15 protein-coding genes and 1 riboswitch are annotated in these 17,787 nt (G+C 68.8%); of the genes, 13 read left to right on the top strand and 2 right to left on the bottom strand.

The features are described from left to right. Positions 1-38: 38 nt before the first annotated feature. The 11 genes from DFS13_RS29880 to metF all read left to right on the top strand — a co-directional run bounded on the left by DFS13_RS29880 (position 39) and on the right by metF (position 12,538). The gene (locus DFS13_RS29880) at positions 39-542 is read left to right on the top strand and encodes a DUF2844 domain-containing protein (protein WP_012492269.1); all 504 of its coding nucleotides are present in this window, start codon (positions 39-41) and stop codon (positions 540-542) included. 16 nt (positions 543-558) lie between these two features. Continuing rightward, positions 559-1,797 carry a DUF3443 family protein gene (locus tag DFS13_RS29885; RefSeq protein WP_006497451.1) on the top strand — a complete coding sequence of 413 codons (1,239 nt, stop codon included), beginning with the start codon at positions 559-561 and terminating at the stop codon, positions 1,795-1,797. 164 nt (positions 1,798-1,961) lie between these two features. Next, positions 1,962-2,459, top strand: coding sequence for a VOC family protein (locus DFS13_RS29890; protein WP_006485888.1), 498 nt, complete (start codon positions 1,962-1,964; stop codon positions 2,457-2,459). 429 nt (positions 2,460-2,888) lie between these two features. Further along, positions 2,889-4,088 carry a flagellar biosynthesis protein FlhB gene (gene flhB / locus DFS13_RS29895; RefSeq protein ID WP_006485884.1) on the top strand — a complete coding sequence of 400 codons (1,200 nt, stop codon included), beginning with the start codon at positions 2,889-2,891 and terminating at the stop codon, positions 4,086-4,088. Further along, entirely contained in the window at positions 4,085-6,187 is a 2,103-nt protein-coding gene (gene flhA, locus DFS13_RS29900; RefSeq protein WP_034201111.1) for a flagellar biosynthesis protein FlhA, read from the top strand. The genes flhB and flhA overlap by 4 nt, the downstream gene beginning before the upstream one ends. Continuing rightward, positions 6,184-7,983 carry a flagellar biosynthesis protein FlhF gene (gene flhF / locus DFS13_RS29905; protein WP_111442469.1) on the top strand — a complete coding sequence of 600 codons (1,800 nt, stop codon included), beginning with the start codon at positions 6,184-6,186 and terminating at the stop codon, positions 7,981-7,983. The genes flhA and flhF overlap by 4 nt, the downstream gene beginning before the upstream one ends. Continuing rightward, positions 7,976-8,794 carry a flagellar biosynthesis protein FlhG gene (locus DFS13_RS29910; protein WP_006491878.1) on the top strand — a complete coding sequence of 273 codons (819 nt, stop codon included), beginning with the start codon at positions 7,976-7,978 and terminating at the stop codon, positions 8,792-8,794. The genes flhF and DFS13_RS29910 overlap by 8 nt, the downstream gene beginning before the upstream one ends. Before the next feature lie 22 nt (positions 8,795-8,816). Further along, entirely contained in the window at positions 8,817-9,551 is a 735-nt protein-coding gene (locus DFS13_RS29915) for an RNA polymerase sigma factor FliA (protein WP_006484033.1), read from the top strand. Between the two features lie 101 nt (positions 9,552-9,652). Then, positions 9,653-9,770: riboswitch (S-adenosyl-L-homocysteine riboswitch) on the top strand. Between the two features lie 32 nt (positions 9,771-9,802). Next, a complete protein-coding gene (gene ahcY, locus DFS13_RS29920; RefSeq protein WP_006484031.1) occupies positions 9,803-11,221 on the top strand; it encodes an adenosylhomocysteinase in 1,419 nt (472 codons plus the stop codon). Between the two features lie 102 nt (positions 11,222-11,323). Beyond that, a complete protein-coding gene (locus tag DFS13_RS29925; RefSeq protein WP_006477367.1) occupies positions 11,324-11,677 on the top strand; it encodes a phage holin family protein in 354 nt (117 codons plus the stop codon). A 30-nt stretch (positions 11,678-11,707) separates the two neighbouring features. Next, entirely contained in the window at positions 11,708-12,538 is an 831-nt protein-coding gene (metF, locus tag DFS13_RS29930; protein WP_006484036.1) for a methylenetetrahydrofolate reductase [NAD(P)H], read from the top strand. Positions 12,539-12,639: 101 nt separating this feature from the next. Here metF and DFS13_RS29935 read toward each other — a convergent pair whose 3' ends face one another. Further along, positions 12,640-14,118, bottom strand: a complete 1,479-nt coding sequence (locus tag DFS13_RS29935; protein ID WP_111442477.1) for an amidase — start codon at positions 14,116-14,118, stop codon at positions 12,640-12,642. 80 nt (positions 14,119-14,198) lie between these two features. Beyond that, positions 14,199-14,891: a dienelactone hydrolase family protein gene (locus DFS13_RS29940; protein ID WP_077176751.1), complete on the bottom strand. Its 693-nt coding sequence runs from the start codon at positions 14,889-14,891 to the stop codon at positions 14,199-14,201. A gap of 225 nt (positions 14,892-15,116) precedes the next feature. Here DFS13_RS29940 and DFS13_RS29945 point away from each other — a divergent pair, with 225 nt between their 5' ends. Continuing rightward, positions 15,117-16,199 carry a nitronate monooxygenase family protein gene (locus DFS13_RS29945; protein ID WP_006484030.1) on the top strand — a complete coding sequence of 361 codons (1,083 nt, stop codon included), beginning with the start codon at positions 15,117-15,119 and terminating at the stop codon, positions 16,197-16,199. Between the two features lie 438 nt (positions 16,200-16,637). Continuing rightward, entirely contained in the window at positions 16,638-17,780 is a 1,143-nt protein-coding gene (locus DFS13_RS29950; protein ID WP_006491874.1) for a branched-chain amino acid ABC transporter substrate-binding protein, read from the top strand. Positions 17,781-17,787: the final 7 nt, after the last annotated feature.

Raw genomic sequence — 17,787 nt, forward strand, 5'->3', positions numbered from 1 at the left:
GCGCCGTCGGCAACGAAGCCAGTCCCTTGGGGGGGAACGTGAAGCTGAAACGCTTGGGCTGGACCGTCGCGCACGCGACGGCTGCAATGAGTGTGCTGTGGGCCGTCCACGCACATGCGGAACTGGGCGGCGCACCGATGTCGCCGCCGGCGGACGATCAGGCCGCCACCGTGCGGGCGCTGCAGCGCGCGATGCGCTCGGCGGACGGCGTGCAGACGAGCACGGCCGCCTATACCGTCCGCGAGATCACGCTCGGATCGGGCACCGTCATCCACGAATACACGTCGGCCGCCGGCAGCGTGTTCGGCCTCGCATGGCGCGGGCCGACGATGCCGGATCTCGCGTCGCTGCTCGGCAGCTATTTCCCGCAGTACACCGCCGGGGTCCAGGCGGCGCACCAGGCGCGCGGCTGGCGCGCGCCGGTGGCCGTCGAGACGAGCGGCCTCGTGATCCGGACGGGCGGCCACATGGGCGCCTTCTCCGGCCAGGCATGGCTGCCGTCGGCGCTGCCTGCCGGCGTGGCCGGCACCGATATCCAGTGACAGCGGGAGAGCGACCTTGAGCATTCCTCGTACATTCAAGCGCTGGCTCGGCGTGCTGGGCCTCCTGGCCGCGACGGCCGTACTCGTGACGGCATGCGGCGGCGGCGATGGCGGCGGCGGCAGTGCGGGCAACGGCGGCAATACGGGCGGCAACGGCTCGGGCGGGTCCGACGGCAACAGCGGCAACACGGCCGTCATCACGGTCGGCGCCGGCGCCGCGAACGTGATCAACATCCCGACCATCAGCTTGAAGGTCTGCGTGCCGGGCACGTCGAACTGCCAGATCGTCAACAACGTGCTCGTCGATACCGCGTCCTACGGGCTGCGGCTCGTCGGCAGCGCGGTGGCGGGCGTGCACGACAGCCTGCCGCAGGTGACGAGCGGCGGCGCGCCGGTCGCCGAATGCGGCAAGTTCGTGTCGAGCTACACGTGGGGCTCGGTGCGCACCGTCGACCTGTCGATCGGCACCGAGCAGGCAAGCTCGCTGCCCGTGCAGATCATCGGCGACCTCGGCACGACCAACGTGCCGAGCTCGTGCACGAACGGCGGCGCGTCGGCCAACTCGACCGGCGCGCTCGGCGCGAACGGGATCCTCGGCATCGGGCCGGCGCCGTACGACTGCGGCACGACCTGCGCGACGTCGACGTCGACGAGCAACAACTACTACGCGTGCCCGAACGGCGACAACGCAAGCTGCACGGTCGCGCTCGTGCCGCTCGCGCAGCAGGTGGCCAACCCCGTGCATCGGTTCGCGAACAGCGACGGCGTGAGCGTGCAGATGCCCGACATCTCGTCCAGCGGGCAGGGGAGCGCAACCGGCACGCTGACGTTCGGCCTGCCGAACCTGAGCGGCAAGACGGTGATGACGTCGACCACGACCGGCGACGTCAGCGCGACGTTCCAGGGGCGCAACGTGACCGCGTTCTTCGATACGGGCTCGAACGCGTATTTCTTCAACGATTCGGCGCAGACGGTCTGTTCGAGGAACACGGAGTTCTACTGCCCCGCGACCACGACCTCGTACTCGGCCACGCTGAGGGGCCAGAACGGCGCGTCGGGTACCGTGTCGATGCCGGTCGCGAACGCGGATTCGCTGTTCTCGAACCCGTCGACGTTCGCGTTCAACGACATCGCGGGCCCGTTCGGCTCGTCCAGCTGGCTCGACATCGGCATGCCGCACTTCTACGGCAAGACGATCTACTTCGGGATGGACAAGACCGCGAGCGGCGGCGCGCAGCCGTTCGTCGCGTTCTGACGCGGCACGGCCGGACGCAGGAACGAAGGGGGCGAGCGATCGCCCCCTTTTTTTATCCGGCGTGCGGTGCGCGCGCTACGGACCGGCGCGCCGCCAGGCGCCGGCGCAGCGGCTACGATGTAAGACCGGCACCGGTGCCGGCACGACATCGAGGAGACAGCGCCATGACCCAGCGTATCCAGCGCATCACGCCGTTCCTGTGGTTCGACCGCGACGCCGAGGCGGCGGCCGCTTTTTACGTATCGGTGTTCGACAACGCGCGCATCGTGCACGTCGCGCGCTACGGCAAGGCTGGCGCGCACGCGTCCGGCAACGCCGAGGGCGCGGTGATGACCGTGGCGTTCGAGCTCGACGGGCAGGCGTTCGTCGCGCTGAACGGCGGCCCCGTGTTCCAGATGACGCCGGCCGTGTCGTTCGTCGTCAACTGCCGCGACCAGGACGAGATCGACCGTTACTGGGCGCGCCTGTCCGAAGGCGGCGACGAGCGCGCGCAGCAATGCGGCTGGCTGCGCGACCGCTTCGGCGTGTCGTGGCAGGTCGTGCCGGTGCAGATGGCCGAGCTGATGACGGGCGACCCAGCCCGCGCCGAGCGCGTGATGGCGCAGGTGATGACGATGAAGAAGCTCGATCTCGACGCGCTGCAGCGGGCGGCGGCTGGCTAGGGCCTGTTCACGCCAATAACGGGCTTGCGCTGGCCCCGGAAAGGGCCGGGCGCAAGGATTGCGACGAAGCGAAGACTCGACGTATTCGCGACGAGCATGACGTGGCGATCGGCCCGTCCGGGGGCCGTTGCGTCGGGGCCCGCTTTCCCCGCCTCTTCCCGTTTTCCCGCCCGTCGTTTCACCGTCCCCCCGCACTCAGCCGGTGCCGTCCCGCCTGCGAGCGCCGCCGCCCCCATGCGCCGGCCGGCCGGTTTTTCCGCCGCGCCGCGCATCGTTCCGCCCCCGCTCCGGCCGCGTTCGCGGCGGCTCGTCCGATTCCCCGAAATACCCCCCTTTCCCGGCTTTGCTCGACCGATCGGCGTTTGACGCCTCCATGAATAATCGGTGTCACTGGAAAACGGCATTCCGCCGTAGCCGACTGGAGGCCCCGTGGCAGACGAGAGCGATCTCGACAAGACCGAAGCCGCCACTCCCAGGCGCCGCGAGAAGGCGCGCGAGGAGGGGCAGGTCGCGCGTTCGCGCGAACTGGCTTCGTTCGCACTGCTCGCGGCGGGGTTCTACGGCGCATGGCTGCTCGCGGGCCCGTCGGGCGCGCATCTGCAGGCGATGCTGCGCGGCGCGTTCACGTTCGATCGCGCGACCGCGTTCGACACCCACCGGATGCTGTCGGCGGCCGGCAGCGCGAGCCTCGAGGGCTTCGCCGCGCTGCTGCCGCTTCTCGCGCTCACCGGCGTCGCCGCGCTGCTCGCGCCGATGGCGCTCGGCGGCTGGCTGATTTCGCAAAAGACGTTCGAGCTGAAGTTCGACCGGCTGAACCCGATCTCGGGCCTCGGCCGGATCTTCTCGATCCAGGGGCCGATCCAGCTCGGGATGTCGATCGCGAAGACACTGGTGGTCGGCGGGATCGGCGGCATCGCGATCTGGCGCAGCAAGGACGAACTGCTCGGCCTCGCGACCCAGCCGCTCGGCGCGGCGCTGCCCGATGCGCTGCATCTGGTCGCCGTGTGCTGCGGCACGACGGTCGCCGGGATGCTGGTGGTCGCCGGGCTCGACGTGCCTTACCAACTCTGGCAGTACAACAAGAAGTTGCGCATGACGAAGGAAGAAGTGAAGCGCGAGCATCGCGAGAACGAAGGCGATCCGCACGTGAAGGGGCGCATTCGCCAGCAGCAGCGCGCGATCGCCCGCCGCCGGATGATGGCGGCCGTGCCGAAGGCCGACGTGGTCGTCACGAACCCGACCCACTTCGCGGTCGCGCTGCAATACACGGATGGCGAGATGCGCGCGCCGAAGGTCGTCGCGAAGGGCGTGAACCTCGTCGCGGCGCGCATCCGCGAACTCGCGGCCGAACACAACGTGCCGCTGCTCGAAGCGCCGCCGCTCGCGCGGGCGCTGTATCACAACGTCGAACTCGAGCGCGAGATCCCCGGTTCGCTGTACTCGGCGGTCGCCGAAGTGCTCGCATGGGTGTACCAGCTCAAGCGTTTCCGCTCGGAAGGCGGCGCGTTCCCGGCGGTGCCGGTCGATCTCGACGTGCCGGCCGAACTCGACAAGGGCACGTCGGTCGCCGCCGACGACGAACGTGAAGAAGCCGAGGACACGCTCGGCAAACGAGGGACCGCGGCATGAGCACCCCGACCACCGGCCTGTTCGCGAAGCGCCCGAACCTGCTGGCAGGCACGAACCTGCGCGCGCTCGCGGGCCCGATCCTCATCTGCATGATCCTGGGGATGATGATCCTGCCGCTGCCGCCGATGCTGCTGGATCTGCTGTTCACGTTCAACATCGCGCTGTCGGTGATGGTGCTGCTCGTCAGCATGTACACGATGAAGCCGCTCGACTTCGCGGCGTTCCCGAGCGTGCTGCTGTTCTCGACGCTGCTGCGCCTGTCGCTGAACGTCGCGTCGACGCGCGTCGTGCTGCTCGAAGGCCATACCGGCCCGGATGCGGCCGGCCAGGTGATCGAGGCGTTCGGCCACTTCCTGGTCGGCGGCAACTTCGCGGTCGGCATCGTCGTGTTCGTGATCCTGATGATCATCAACTTCATGGTGATCACGAAGGGCGCGGGGCGGATCGCCGAAGTGTCCGCGCGCTTCACGCTCGACGCGATGCCCGGCAAGCAGATGGCGATCGACGCCGACCTGAACGCCGGACTCATCAACGAGGAACAGGCGCGCAAGCGGCGCCTGGCCGTGTCGCAGGAAGCGGAGTTCTACGGGTCGATGGACGGCGCGTCGAAGTTCGTGCGCGGCGACGCGATCGCCGGCCTGATCATCATGGCGATCAACGTGATCGGCGGGCTGATCGTCGGGATGGTCCAGCACGACATGAGCTTCGCCGCGGCCGGCACCAACTACACGCTGCTGACGATCGGCGACGGCCTCGTCGCGCAGATCCCGTCGCTCGTGATCTCGACCGCGGCCGGCGTGATCGTGTCGCGCGTCGCGACCGACGAGGACATCGGCACGCAGATCACCGGCCAGCTGTTCACGAACCCGCGCGTGCTGACGATCACCGGCGCGATTATCGTGCTGATGGGGCTGATCCCGGGGATGCCGCACTTCGCGTTCCTCGCGCTCGGCGGCGGCGCGATCTGGCTGGCGCGCACGCAGACCAGGCGCGCGGCGGCCCGCAAGGCGGCCGGCGACGTGACCGACATCGCACCGCCCGCCGTGCTGCCGGCCGACAGCCACGAAGCGACCTGGGACGACGTGCAGCTGATCGACCCGCTCGGCCTCGAAGTCGGCTACCGGCTGATTCCGCTCGTCGACAGGAACAGCGACGGCGAGCTGCTCAAGCGCATCAAGAGCATCCGCAAGAAATTCGCGCAGGAAATCGGCTTCCTGCCGCCGGTGATCCATATCCGCGACAACCTCGAGCTGCGGCCGAACGCGTACCGGATCGCGCTGAAGGGCGTCGAGATCGGCGCGGGCGAAGTGTTCCCGGGCCAGTGGCTCGCGATCAACCCGGGCCAGGTGACGGCCGCGCTGCCGGGCGCCGTCACGCAGGACCCCGCGTTCGGGCTGCCGGCCGTGTGGATCGACGTCGCGCTGCGCGAGCAGGCGCAGGTGTACGGCTACACGGTGGTCGACGCGAGCACGGTCGTCGCGACGCACCTGAACCATCTCGTCGTCCAGCACGCGGCCGAGCTGCTCGGCCGCCAGGAAGTGCAGGCGCTCGTCGAACGCACCGGCAAGGATGCACCGTCGCTCGTCGAGGACCTCGTGCCGAAGACGATCTCGCTCACCACGCTGCAGAAGGTGCTGCAGAACCTGCTCGAGGAAGGCGTGCCGATCCGCGACATGCGCACGATCCTCGAGGCCGTGTCCGAGCATGCGGGCCGCGGCGACGCGTTCGAGATCACCGCCGCGGTGCGCCTGTCGCTCGGCCGCGCGATCACGCAGCAGTGGTATCCGGGCAACGGCGAAATGCAGGTGATGGGCCTCGACGCGAACCTGGAGCGCGTGCTGTCGCAGGCGCTCGCCACCGGCGCGAACCCGGGCCTCGAACCCGGCCTCGCGCATAACCTTCTGACCGGCACGCAGCAAGCGATGCTGCGTCAACAGAATCTCGGGCTGCCGCCGGTGCTGCTGGTGCAGCACGCGCTGCGCGCGATGCTCGCGCGCTTCCTGCGCCGCAGCCTGCCGCAATTGAAAGTGCTGTCGTATGCCGAAGTGCCGGACACACGCACGATCAAAGTCGTTAACGTCATCGGGGGTTCCGCTTGAACATTCGCAAATTCACCGGCGCAACGAGCCGCGACGCACTTCGTCTCGTGCGCGAGGCGCTCGGCGCCGACGCGGTCGTGCTGTCGAACCGCACGCTCGATGACGGCAGCGTCGAAATCGTTGCACTCGCCGATTCGGATCTCGCCGCGGTGGCGCCGCCGGCCGCGCGTCCGCGCGTCGCCACGTCGCGCGTGCCGGAATCCGTGCCGGCCGCCGCCGTGCCGGGCATCGTGTCGCGCCCGGGCATCGCACCGCGCCCGGCCGTCAATCCGTACGCGGCCGGCGAAGGCGGGCTGCCGGACGTGTTCTCGTCGGTGTTCGGCGCGAGCGCCGACGCGCACGACGCGGATGCGCATCCTCCGTCGAGCGATGCGGACGCGCCCGCCGCGGCAGCGCCGTCGATCGCCGCGCCGGCCGCCGGTACGCCCGCGCCCGGATCGCCGGCCGCCACTTCCGAGCCCGCACCGTGGCTGGTCGAGCACGCGAAGCGCCTCACGCAGCAGCGCGACGCGCTGATCGCCCGGGCGCAGGCGCCGGCCGAGCCGCAGCCGAGCGCGCCCGCGCCGCGCGCCGCGGCCAGCGCGACGCCGCCGGACTGGGCGCGCGACATCGTCCGCGACGCCGAACGCCGGATGCCGGCCGCGGGATCGCTCGCCGCCGGGTCGCCGGCCGCCGGCGCGACGGCCGCCGCGAAGCGCGCACCCGACACGGGCGCCGCGTACGCCGGCAGGGCGACGGAACGCACGCGCCTGTCCGCCGACACCGCCGCCGCGGTGGCCGATGCGGTGAAGTCGCGCCTCGAGCGGATCGTCAACGATACGGTGATGCAGGAGCTGGGCGAGCTGCGCGGGATGATGCAAGAGCAGTTCGACAGCCTGATGTGGCACGACCGCCAGCGCCGCAGCGCCGTCCACGGCGCGCTGACGAAGCACCTGTTCGCGGCCGGCTTCTCCGCGCAGCTCGTGCGGATGCTGGTCGACAACCTGCCGTCCGGCGACGGCGCGCAGACCTTCGGGCAGGCCGCGGAATGGGCGCAGTCGGTGCTTGCGTCGAACCTGCCGGTGCTCGACAGCGAGGACGCGCTGATGGAGCGCGGCGGCGTGTTCGCGCTGATGGGGCCGACGGGCGTCGGCAAGACGACCACCACCGCGAAGCTGGCCGCGCGCTGCGTGATGCGCTTCGGCGCGAGCAAGGTCGCGCTGCTGACCACCGACAGCTACCGGATCGGCGGCCACGAGCAACTGCGCATCTTCGGCAAGATCCTCGGCGTGCCGGTGCACGCGGTGAAGGATGCGGGCGACCTCGCGCTCGCGCTGTCCGAGCTGCGCAACAAGCACATCGTGCTGATCGACACGATCGGCATGAGCCAGCGCGACCGCGCGGTGTCCGACCAGATCGCGATGCTGCACGGCGCGAACGCACCGGTGCAGCGCCTGCTGCTGCTCAACGCGACGAGCCACGGCGACACGCTGAACGAAGTCGTGCAGGCGTACCGCAGCGCGGGCGAGCATCCCGACCTGGCCGGCTGCATCCTCACCAAGCTCGACGAGGCGACCCACCTCGGCGGCGTGCTCGACACGGTGATCCGCTACAAGCTGCCGGTCCACTACGTGTCGACCGGCCAGAAGGTGCCGGAGAACCTGTACGTCGCGTCGACCAAATTCCTGCTGAAGAGCGCGTTCTGTGTGCCGCGCGACGGCTCGCCCTTCGTGCCGCAAGACGAGGACATGCCGACGCTGCTTTCCGCACTGACCGCACGTTCCACCGCCGAGCTGCACGAGGTGCGATTTGGATAAACGGATCATCGATCAGGCCGAAGGGCTGCGGCGCCTGCTGGCCGGGCGCGCGTCGCGCATCGTCGCGGTGACGGGCGGGCCGGCGGGCGTCGGCTGCACGTCCACCGTGGTGAATCTTGCTGCGGCGCTCGCGTCGCTCGGCAAGGACGTGCTCGTCGTCGACGAGCGCGCCGACGTGCACTCGGCCAGCGCGACGCTCGCGGGCGCATGGCTGCGCGACGGCGAACGCACGCGGGTGGCGGCCGGCTTCGGCCTGTGCGGCGCCGCGCGGCTCGCGCGCGCAGGCTACAGCGACGCGCAACTGAGCGACTTCATCGACGGCCCGGCCGACATCGTGCTCGTCGACGCGCAGCTCGGCGCCGACGGCTCGTTCTCGGCGCTCGCGCGCGAAGCGCACGACGTGCTGGTCGTCACGCGGGTCGCCGCGCAGGCGATCACCGAGGCGTACGCGTGCATGAAGCGGCTGCATTTCGCGCACGCGTTCGCGCAGTTCCGCGTGCTGACCAATCAGGTCGGCAGCCACGCGGACGCGAAGACGGCCTTCGACAACCTCGCGGGCGTCGCGAGCCGCTACCTGACCGTGTCGATCGCCGATGCGGGCTGCGTGAGCGCCGATCCGCTCGTCGAGCACGCCCGCGACCTGATGCATGCGGTGGTCGACGCGTTCCCGTCGTCGCCCGCCGCGCGCGACTACCGGCAGATTGCCGCCGACCTGTTGTACTGGCCGATGCGCCCGCGTTCGGGTGCGGGCCGGGCGGTCCACGCCGGCGGCAAGCCGTCGTACGAGGCGGGCGCGGCACACGCCGCGTGAGCGCCACCCGAAGGAGAGAGCCATGATGTACAACGCTCAAGGAAAGATGTCCCAGGCCGACGTGCTCGCGCAATATGCGCCGCTCGTGCGCCGCCTCGGGCTGCAACTCGTCGCGAAGATGCCGGCGAGCGTCGATCTCGACGACCTGATCCAGGCCGGCATGATCGGCCTGATGGACGCGGCCGGCCGCTACAAGGAAGACCAGGGCGCGCAGTTCGAGACCTATGCGACGCAGCGCATCCGCGGCGCGATGCTCGACGAGCTGCGCAGCAACGACTGGCTGCCGCGCAGCCTGCGCAAGACGTCGCGCGAGGTCGAGCACGCGGTGCACCAGGTCGAGCAGCACCTCGGCCGCTCGGCGAGCGAGACCGAGATCGCGCAGCACCTGAACATGCCGCTCGACGAATACCAGGGGATGCTGCAGGACCTGCACGGCAGCCAGCTCATCTACTACGAGGATTTCGACCGCGCGGCCGACGACGAGCCGTTCCTCGACCGTTATCGCGTCGATCACGCCGATCCGTTGTCGGCGCTGCTCGACGAGCACCTGCGCGAGGCGCTGGTCGAGGCGATCGAGCGGCTGCCGGAGCGCGAGAAGCTGCTGATGTCGCTGTACTACGAACGGGGTCTGAATCTGCGCGAGATCGGCGCGGTGCTCGAAGTGAGCGAATCGCGCGTGTGCCAGCTGCACAGCCAGGCCGTCGCGCGCCTGCGCGCGCGGCTGCGCGAACAGGCGTGGGTCGGCGCCGAGTCCTGACCCCTTGTCGACGGCCGCGCGCGCCGGCGCCGCGCGCCCGTGCCGCGCTCGTGTGCGGGTCCTTGCGCATTCCGCGCGCCGATTTGCTACAATCCCCTCCGTTTTCCGAGGAGCGTTGCGACGGACCACCAGCGTCCGCCAGGCTCGGAGAGCTTCACCAAGCTGCCGTGCGGCGATTTTTTCGCGCCGGCCCCGCTTCCTGAACGGCGCTCACGTCACCAATCTAGAAACTTTTTAGAAAGGAGGGCGTGATGAACGCCATTATCGATTCCAAGGCATCCACCGATTACGTCGTCGCCGACATGGCGCTGGCCGGCTGGGGCCGCAAGGAACTCAACATCGCCGAGACCGAAATGCCGGGCCTCGTGCAGATCCGCGACGAATACAAGGCGCAGCAGCCGCTGAAGGGCGCGCGCATTGCCGGTTCGCTGCACATGACGATCCAGACGGGCGTGCTGATCGAGACGCTGAAGGCGCTCGGCGCGGACGTGCGCTGGGCATCGTGCAACATCTTCTCGACCCAGGATCACGCGGCGGCCGCGATCGTCGAAGCCGGCACGCCGGTGTTCGCGTTCAAGGGCGAATCGCTCGACGAATACTGGGAGTTCTCGCACCGCATCTTCGAATGGCCGAACGGCGAATTCGCGAACATGATCCTCGACGACGGCGGCGATGCAACGCTGCTGCTGATCCTCGGCTCGAAGGCCGAGAAGGACCGTTCGGTGATCGCGAAGCCGACCAACGAGGAAGAAGTCGCGCTGTACAAGTCGATCGCGAAGCACCTCGACGTCGACGCGACCTGGTACTCGAAGCGCCTCGCGCACATCAAGGGCGTGACCGAAGAAACCACGACCGGCGTGCACCGCCTATACCAGATGGAAAAGGACGGCCGCCTGCCGTTCCCGGCGTTCAACGTGAACGATTCGGTCACGAAGTCGAAGTTCGACAACCTGTACGGCTGCCGCGAGTCGCTCGTCGACGGCATCAAGCGCGCGACCGACGTGATGATCGCGGGCAAGGTCGCGGTCGTCGCAGGCTACGGCGACGTGGGCAAGGGCTGCGCGCAGTCGCTGCGCGGCCTCGGCGCGACCGTGTGGGTCACCGAAATCGATCCGATCTGCGCGCTGCAGGCGGCGATGGAAGGCTACCGCGTCGTGACGATGGAATACGCGGCGGACAAGGCCGACATCTTCGTGACGGCGACCGGCAACTATCACGTGATCAACCACGATCACATGAAGGCGATGCGCCACAACGCGATCGTCTGCAACATCGGTCACTTCGACTCGGAAATCGATGTCGCGTCGACGCGCCAGTACCAGTGGGAAAACATCAAGCCGCAGGTCGACCACATCATCTTCCCGGACGGCAAGCGCGTGATCCTGCTGGCCGAAGGCCGCCTCGTGAACCTCGGCTGCGCGACCGGCCACCCGTCGTTCGTGATGTCGAACTCGTTCGCGAACCAGACGCTGGCGCAGATCGAGCTGTTCACGCGCGGCGAGCAGTACGAGAACAAGGTGTACGTGCTGCCGAAGCATCTCGATGAAAAGGTCGCGCGCCTGCACCTCGCGCGCATCGGCGCGAACCTGTCGGTGCTGTCGGACGAGCAGGCTGCGTACATCGGCGTGCAGAAGGACGGCCCGTTCAAGCCGAACCACTACCGCTACTGATACTGATGCGCGGCCGCCGCCGTGCCGTGCGCGCCCGTCGCGGGCGCACGGCGCGGCGGCGCTCACCGATCGTACCGATCGACAACCGAACCGGAGCACTCCATGAGCGTCATCCTCACCTGGGTCATCAACGCGCTGGCGCTGCTGATCATCACGTACCTCGTGCCGTCGATCCACATCAAGAGCTTCGGCACCGCGCTGATCATCGCGGTGGTGCTCGGGCTGATCAACACGGTGATCCGGCCGGTGCTGATCCTGCTGACGCTGCCCGTCACGATCGTCACGCTCGGGGTGTTCATCCTCGTCGTGAACGCGCTGTGCTTCTGGTTCGCGTCGTCGCTGCTGAAGGGCTTCGAGGTGTCGGGGTTCTGGTCCGCGTTCTTCGGTTCGATCCTGTACAGCATCGTGTCGTGGCTGCTGTCCGCCCTGATCTTCGGCCAGCGCGACATCGGCTGAGGGCGGGCGCAGGCCCAACCCCATCGAATCATGAAACCGATCGAACTCTCGTTTGAATTCTTCCCGCCGAAGACGGCGGACGGCGTCGAGAAGCTGCGCGCCACGCGCGCACAGCTGCTGCCGCTGAAGCCGAAATTCGTCTCCGTGACGTTCGGCGCCGGCGGATCGACGCAGCAGGGCACGCTCGATACCGTGCTCGACATGCAGAAGGACGGTCTCGAAGCCGCGCCGCACCTGTCGTGCATCGGCTCGTCGCGCGACAGCCTGCGCGCGATCCTCGACCAGTACCGCTCGCACGGCATCCGGCACATCGTCGCGCTGCGCGGCGACCTGCCGTCGGGGATGGGCGAGGTCGGCGAGCTGCGCTATGCGTCCGAGCTCGTCAGCTTCATCCGCGCCGAGCATGGCGACTGGTTCCACATCGAGGTCGCCGGCTACCCGGAGTACCACCCGCAATCGCGCTCGCCGAAGGCCGATCTCGAGAATTTCGCGCGCAAGGTGAAAGCCGGCGCGAATTCCGCGATCACGCAGTACTTCTTCAATGCGGATGCGTATTTCCGCTTCGTCGACGATGCGCGCAAGCTCGGGGTGGACGTGCCGATCGTGCCGGGCATCATGCCGATCACGAACTTCTCGCAGCTGATGCGCTTCTCCGAGATGTGCGGCGCCGAAGTGCCGCGCTGGGTCGCGCGCCGGCTCGAGAGCTTCGGCGACGATCGCGAGTCGATCCGCGCGTTCGGCGCGGACGTCGTCACGAGCCTGTGCCAGCGCCTGATCGACGCGGGCGTGCCGGGGCTGCATTTCTACACGCTGAACGCGGCGACCGCCACGCGGACGATCTGCGAACGGCTCGCGGTGTAAGCGCCGTCACGCGGTTGCCTGTGTGAAAGCCCCGCCGGTTTGCGCCGGCGGGGCTTTTTTTCGTGAAGCGCCGCGCATGCCGCGTGGCGGAAGCCGCTGAATCAGCGCTGCGCCTGCATCAGCGGCGGGCGGCGGTCGAACCACGGCCGCGCCTGTTCGAGCTGCCGCGCGAGCTTCAGCAGCAACGCTTCGTCCGCGTGGCGCGCGGCGAACTGCACGCCGATCGGCAGCCCGCGCGCATTCCAGTACAGCGGCACCGACATCGCCGGCTGGCCGGTCAGGTTGAACAGCTCGGTGCAGCCGGCCCATGCGAACGCCTTCTCCGACGACTTCGCGAGCATTTCCTTCAGCAGCGACTTCACCGGCAACGCGGCGACCAGCTTCATCTGCGCGGATTCGAACGGCGTCGGCTGCAGTTCGCCGATCTTCACCGGCGGCCCCGCGAGCGAGGCGCACAGGATCGCGTCGTAGCGCGACACGAGACCGGCGACCTGCACGGTGAGCTGGCGCTGCCATTCGAGTACGTCCGGCAGGCGCGTGCGCGCGAGGCGGCGGCCGACCACGGCCATCGCCCACGTCGCGGCCTCGAATTCGCCGCGCCGCGGCGTGCGGCCGGTCAGCTCGCGCGCGCCGAGCACCATTTCTTCGGCGATCGTCGCCCACAGCGTCAGGAAGGTTTCGGCCGCGCGCGCATAGTCGATCTGCAGCGTCGTCGGCTCGACGTGATGGCCGAGCGATTCGAGCAGCGCGGCCGCGTCGTCGAGCGCCGCGCGCGTGTCGTCGGCGAGCGCCGGCGCGAGCATCGGATCGACGACGAGACCGATCCGCAACGGGCCGGGTGGCGTATCGAGCGCGCCGAGGAAGGTGCCGGGCGCGCCGGGCGGCAGCGTCTGGCCGGTCGTCACGTCGAGCAGCAGCGCACTGTCGCGCACGCTGCGCGACACCGCATGCTGGACCACGAGTTCGCCGTTCGACGGCAGGTCGACCAGCACCGGGTTGCGGCTCGGCTTCAGGCCGAACAGCCCGCAGCACGACGCCGGAATGCGGATCGAGCCGCCGCCGTCGGACGCGTGTGCGAGCGGCACGATGCCGGCCGCGACGGCCGCCGCCGCGCCGCCGCTCGAGCCGCCGGGCGTGTGGTCGAGATTCCACGGGTTGCGGCACGCGCCGAACAGTTCGGGTTCCGTATACGGCATCTGGCCGATCTCGGACGTGTTGGTCTTGCCGAACACGTTCAGACCCGCCGCGCGGCTGCGCGCGATCACCGGCGAATCGTCGGCCGGCACGAAGTAGCGGTAGTGCCGGCTGCCCATCGACAGCGGCAAGCCGGCGACCGCCGCGCCGAGATCCTTGACGAGATACGGCACGCCCGCGAACGGCGTGGCGGCGCCCGGTTCGGGCGCGCTCGCCGCACGCTGGCGCGCGGCCTCGTAGTCCTGCAGCACGATCGCGTTGATCGCGCCGTTGACCGCTTCGGCCTGGCCGATCGCGGCGTCGAGCAGTTCGCGCGGGCTGGCCTGGCGGTCGCGCACGAGCGCGGCGAGTCCGATGGCGTCATGCGCGAGATAGTCCGAGTGCATCGCGGTCACCCCCGTTGTGACTCATGGCGATGGTGCGAGTATAACGCGGGCCCGGCGTGGCGGGCCCGCGGCCGGCGTTTTTAGAGGTGCTCGGCGAGGAACGTCAGCGTGCGGCCGTGCGCGAGCGCCGCGGCACGCTGGTTGTACGACGCGCGGTCCGTGCAGTTGAAGCCGTGCTCGGCGCCCGGGTACACGTGGAACGACGCATGGCCGTGGCCGGCGAACGCGGCCTTCACCTGGTCGACCGCGGTGAGCGGAATGCCGTGGTCGTTTTCCGCGTAGTGGAACAGGATCGGCCGCGTGACCTGGCCGGCGAGGTCGAGCGCGTTCTGGATGCCGCCGCCGTAATAGGACACCGCCGCATCGAGCTTGCCGGTTGCGGCCGCGCGGTACGCGAGCTGGCCGCCGAAGCAGTAGCCGATCGCGGCGAGCTTGCCGTCCACTTCGGGGCGGGCGCGCAACGCGTCGGCCGCCGCGCCGATGTCCGCGACCGCGAGACCCACGTCGGTCTTTTTCATCAGCTCGATGCCCTTGTCGCGATCCGCGCCTTCGTAGGTCAGCTCGACGCGCGGCTGCGTGCGCCAGAACACGTCGGGCGCGAGCGCGACGAAGCCGTCGGCCGCGTACTGGTCGGCGACCGCACGGATGTGCGCGTTCACGCCGAAAATCTCCTGGATGATGATGACGGCAGGGCCCTTGCCGCGCTTGGGCAGCGCGAGATAGCCGCCGAAGCTGTCGTTACCGGTCGGGATGTCGATCCATTGGGCAGTCACGTTCTGAACTCCTGGCGTGCGGGGTGCGCAATGCGCGCCCCCAGGGTGAAAAGAGGGCGGCCTAGTGTGCCACCAATCGTTCGATGCTGCAGTGCACGCGCCCGTTTCTCGCGCAGCGATCGTTTCGATCTCGATTATTCATTTTTCGGCGCCGCGCCGCTTCGATAGAGTCGATGTGTCGGCCTTTACAAAGCGCTTTCGCGCATCGTCATCGAAGGATTCGCCATGTCTGCCCGCTCGTTGTCCACCCCCTTTTCCGAACGCTTCGGCCTGCGTCTGCCGCTCGTGCAGGCGCCGATGGTCGGCGCGACCACGACCGCGATGGTCGCCGCCGCGTCGAATGCCGGTGCGCTCGGCAGCCTCGGCGCCGGCGCGCTCGCGCCCGAGCGCATCGAGGCCGAAGTCGCCGCGATCCGCGCGGCGACCGATCGCCCGTTCGCGATCAACCTGTTCGTGTTGCCCGATGAAGCCGCGCCCGATGCGGCGACCGTCGCGCGTGCGCTGGCCGCGATCGACCCGCTGAACGCGACGCTCGGCTTGCCGCCGGGCACGGCGCCCGCGCGCTATGCGCCCGATTTCCGCGCGCAGCTCGATGCGCTCGTTGCGCTGCGCGTGCCGGTCGCGAGCTTCACGTTCGGCGTGCTCGACGCGGCCGACGTCGCCCGCCTGAAAGCCGCCGGCACTTATGTGATCGGCACCGCGACGCACGTGGCCGAAGGGCTCGCGTGGCAGGCGGCCGGTGCCGACGCGCTGTCCGCGCAGGGCGCCGAGGCCGGCGGCCATCGCGGCACCTTCATCGGCTCCGCCGACGACGCGCTGATCGGCACGCTCGCGCTCGTCCCGCAACTCGTCGACGCGACGGGGCTGCCCGTGCTGGCCGCGGGCGGCATCATGGACGGCCGCGGGATCGCGGCCGCGCTCGCGCTCGGCGCGCAGGCCGCGCAACTCGGCACCGCGTTCCTCACGTGCGCGGAAAGCGCGATCGCCGCGGACTGGAAGGCGCGTCTGCTCGCGAGCGCCGATACGTCGACGCAGGTCACGCGCGCGATCACCGGCCGTCACGCACGCGGGCTGCGCAACACGCTGATGGCGCGGCTCGGCGAGCACGTGGCCGACGCGGCACCGTATCCGGTGCAGAACGCGCTGACCCAGCCGCTGCGCCAGGCCGCCGCGCGCGCGAACGACGGCGACTATCTGTCGCTGTGGGCCGGGCAGGGCGCACCCCTCGCGCGGCGGCGCGGCGACACGCTGACGACGTCGCAACTGGTTGCCGCGCTCGACGCCGAATGGCGCGCCTCGGCCGCCTGAACCCCGCATCGGCCGCCAGAAATCGTTCATGTCGGACGACGAAACGCGTGTGCCGTCACACGCGTTTCATTCAACGATCCCGGGCACAAAATACCGAATCGAAATACCCCGGGAATGCGTTGAAACGACCTTTCAAAAGATAGCCGGGAATTAGCGGAAACCCTTATCCGGCGGGGCTTGCGGCGATATTCGAGTCCTCCTTCCAAAGCGCGCGTATCGGTAGTGTTACCACTACCCCAAAAAAGTCCCACAAATTAATTTGATCACCTACACTTGCGCGCAAGTACGGGCGGGTGGCCGCTAAAAGCGGCTGTTTTCACGTGCTTGAGGCCAAGTGCATGAACGATGCAACCGGCGAATCGTCCAGTGATTGCAAACACGGGGATGGCAGCGGGGCACCGGGCGATGGCGTTTATTGGGACCGAACTGGAGACTTACATGAATATCAAGATGCAAAAGCTGTTGCCGATCACCGCCGCGGCGATGCTGTGTGCTGCAGCTGCAAGCAACGCGTCCGCCGATCAAGTCGTCAAGATCGGCCACGTCGCGCCCTTGACGGGCGGCATTGCACACCTGGGCAAGGACAACGAAAACGGCGCACGTCTCGCAGTCGAGGAGATCAACGCGAAGGGTCTCACGATCGGCGGCCAGAAGATCACGCTGCAACTGGACCCGCAGGATGACGCCGCCGACCCGCGGCAGGCGACGCAGGTTGCGCAGAAGCTCGTCGACGACAAGGTCGTCGCGGTGGTCGGCCACCTGAACTCGGGCACGTCGATCCCGGCCTCGAAGATCTACAGCGATGCGGGCGTCGTGCAGATCTCGCCGTCGGCGACCAACCCGGCTTACACGCAGCAGGGCTTCAAGACCACGTATCGCGTGGTCGCGACCGATGCGCAGCAGGGCCCGGCACTGGCCGACTACGCGCACTCGAAGGGCATCAAGAGCGTGGCGGTGGTCGACGATTCGACCGCGTACGGCCAGGGTCTCGCGAACGAATTCGAGAAGAAGGCGAAGGCGCTCGGCCTGAAGGTGATGTCGCATGACGCGACGAACGACAAGGCAGTCGACTTCCGCGCGATTCTGACCAAGATCAAGGGCGAGAACCCGGACGCGATCATGTACGGCGGCATGGACGCCACCGGCGGCCCGTTCGCGAAACAGGCGAAGCAGCTCGGCCTGCGCGCGAAGATTTTCGCGGGCGACGGCGTGTGCACGGAAAAGCTGGCCGACCTGGCCGGCGACGCGACCGACAACATCGTGTGCTCGGAAGCCGGTGCTTCGCTCGAGAAGATGCCGGGCGGCGCGGCGTTCAAGGCGAAGTACGAGAAGCGTTTCGGCCAGCCGATCCAGATCTACGCACCGTTCACGTATGACGCCGTGTACATCATCGCCGACGCGATGAAGCGCGCGAACTCGACGGACCCGGCGAAGATCCTCGCGGCGATGCCGGCGACGAAGTACACGGGCGTGATCGGCACGACGACCTTCGACTCGAAGGGTGACCTGCAGCACGGCGTGATCTCGCTGTACAACTACAAGAGCGGCAAGAAGTCGCTGCTCGACGAAGTGAAGATGTAACGCGACA

This window comes from Burkholderia sp. 28_3 (assembly GCF_003253915.1).
Taxonomy (GTDB): domain Bacteria; phylum Pseudomonadota; class Gammaproteobacteria; order Burkholderiales; family Burkholderiaceae; genus Burkholderia; species Burkholderia cenocepacia.

What these genes read in the sequence shown, in the direction of transcription:
- DFS13_RS29945 (WP_006484030.1), top strand. Translation starts at nt 15,117, where the DNA reads ATGTCTGCCCGCTCGTTGTCCACCCCCTTTTCCGAACGCTTCGGCCTG.
- DFS13_RS29915 (WP_006484033.1), top strand. Translation starts at nt 8,817, where the DNA reads ATGATGTACAACGCTCAAGGAAAGATGTCCCAGGCCGACGTGCTCGCG.
- ahcY (WP_006484031.1), top strand. Translation starts at nt 9,803, where the DNA reads ATGAACGCCATTATCGATTCCAAGGCATCCACCGATTACGTCGTCGCC.
- flhA (WP_034201111.1), top strand. Translation starts at nt 4,085, where the DNA reads ATGAGCACCCCGACCACCGGCCTGTTCGCGAAGCGCCCGAACCTGCTG.
- DFS13_RS29935 (WP_111442477.1), bottom strand. Translation starts at nt 14,118, where the DNA reads ATGCACTCGGACTATCTCGCGCATGACGCCATCGGACTCGCCGCGCTC.
- DFS13_RS29925 (WP_006477367.1), top strand. Translation starts at nt 11,324, where the DNA reads ATGAGCGTCATCCTCACCTGGGTCATCAACGCGCTGGCGCTGCTGATC.
- metF (WP_006484036.1), top strand. Translation starts at nt 11,708, where the DNA reads ATGAAACCGATCGAACTCTCGTTTGAATTCTTCCCGCCGAAGACGGCG.
- DFS13_RS29950 (WP_006491874.1), top strand. Translation starts at nt 16,638, where the DNA reads ATGAATATCAAGATGCAAAAGCTGTTGCCGATCACCGCCGCGGCGATG.
- DFS13_RS29890 (WP_006485888.1), top strand. Translation starts at nt 1,962, where the DNA reads ATGACCCAGCGTATCCAGCGCATCACGCCGTTCCTGTGGTTCGACCGC.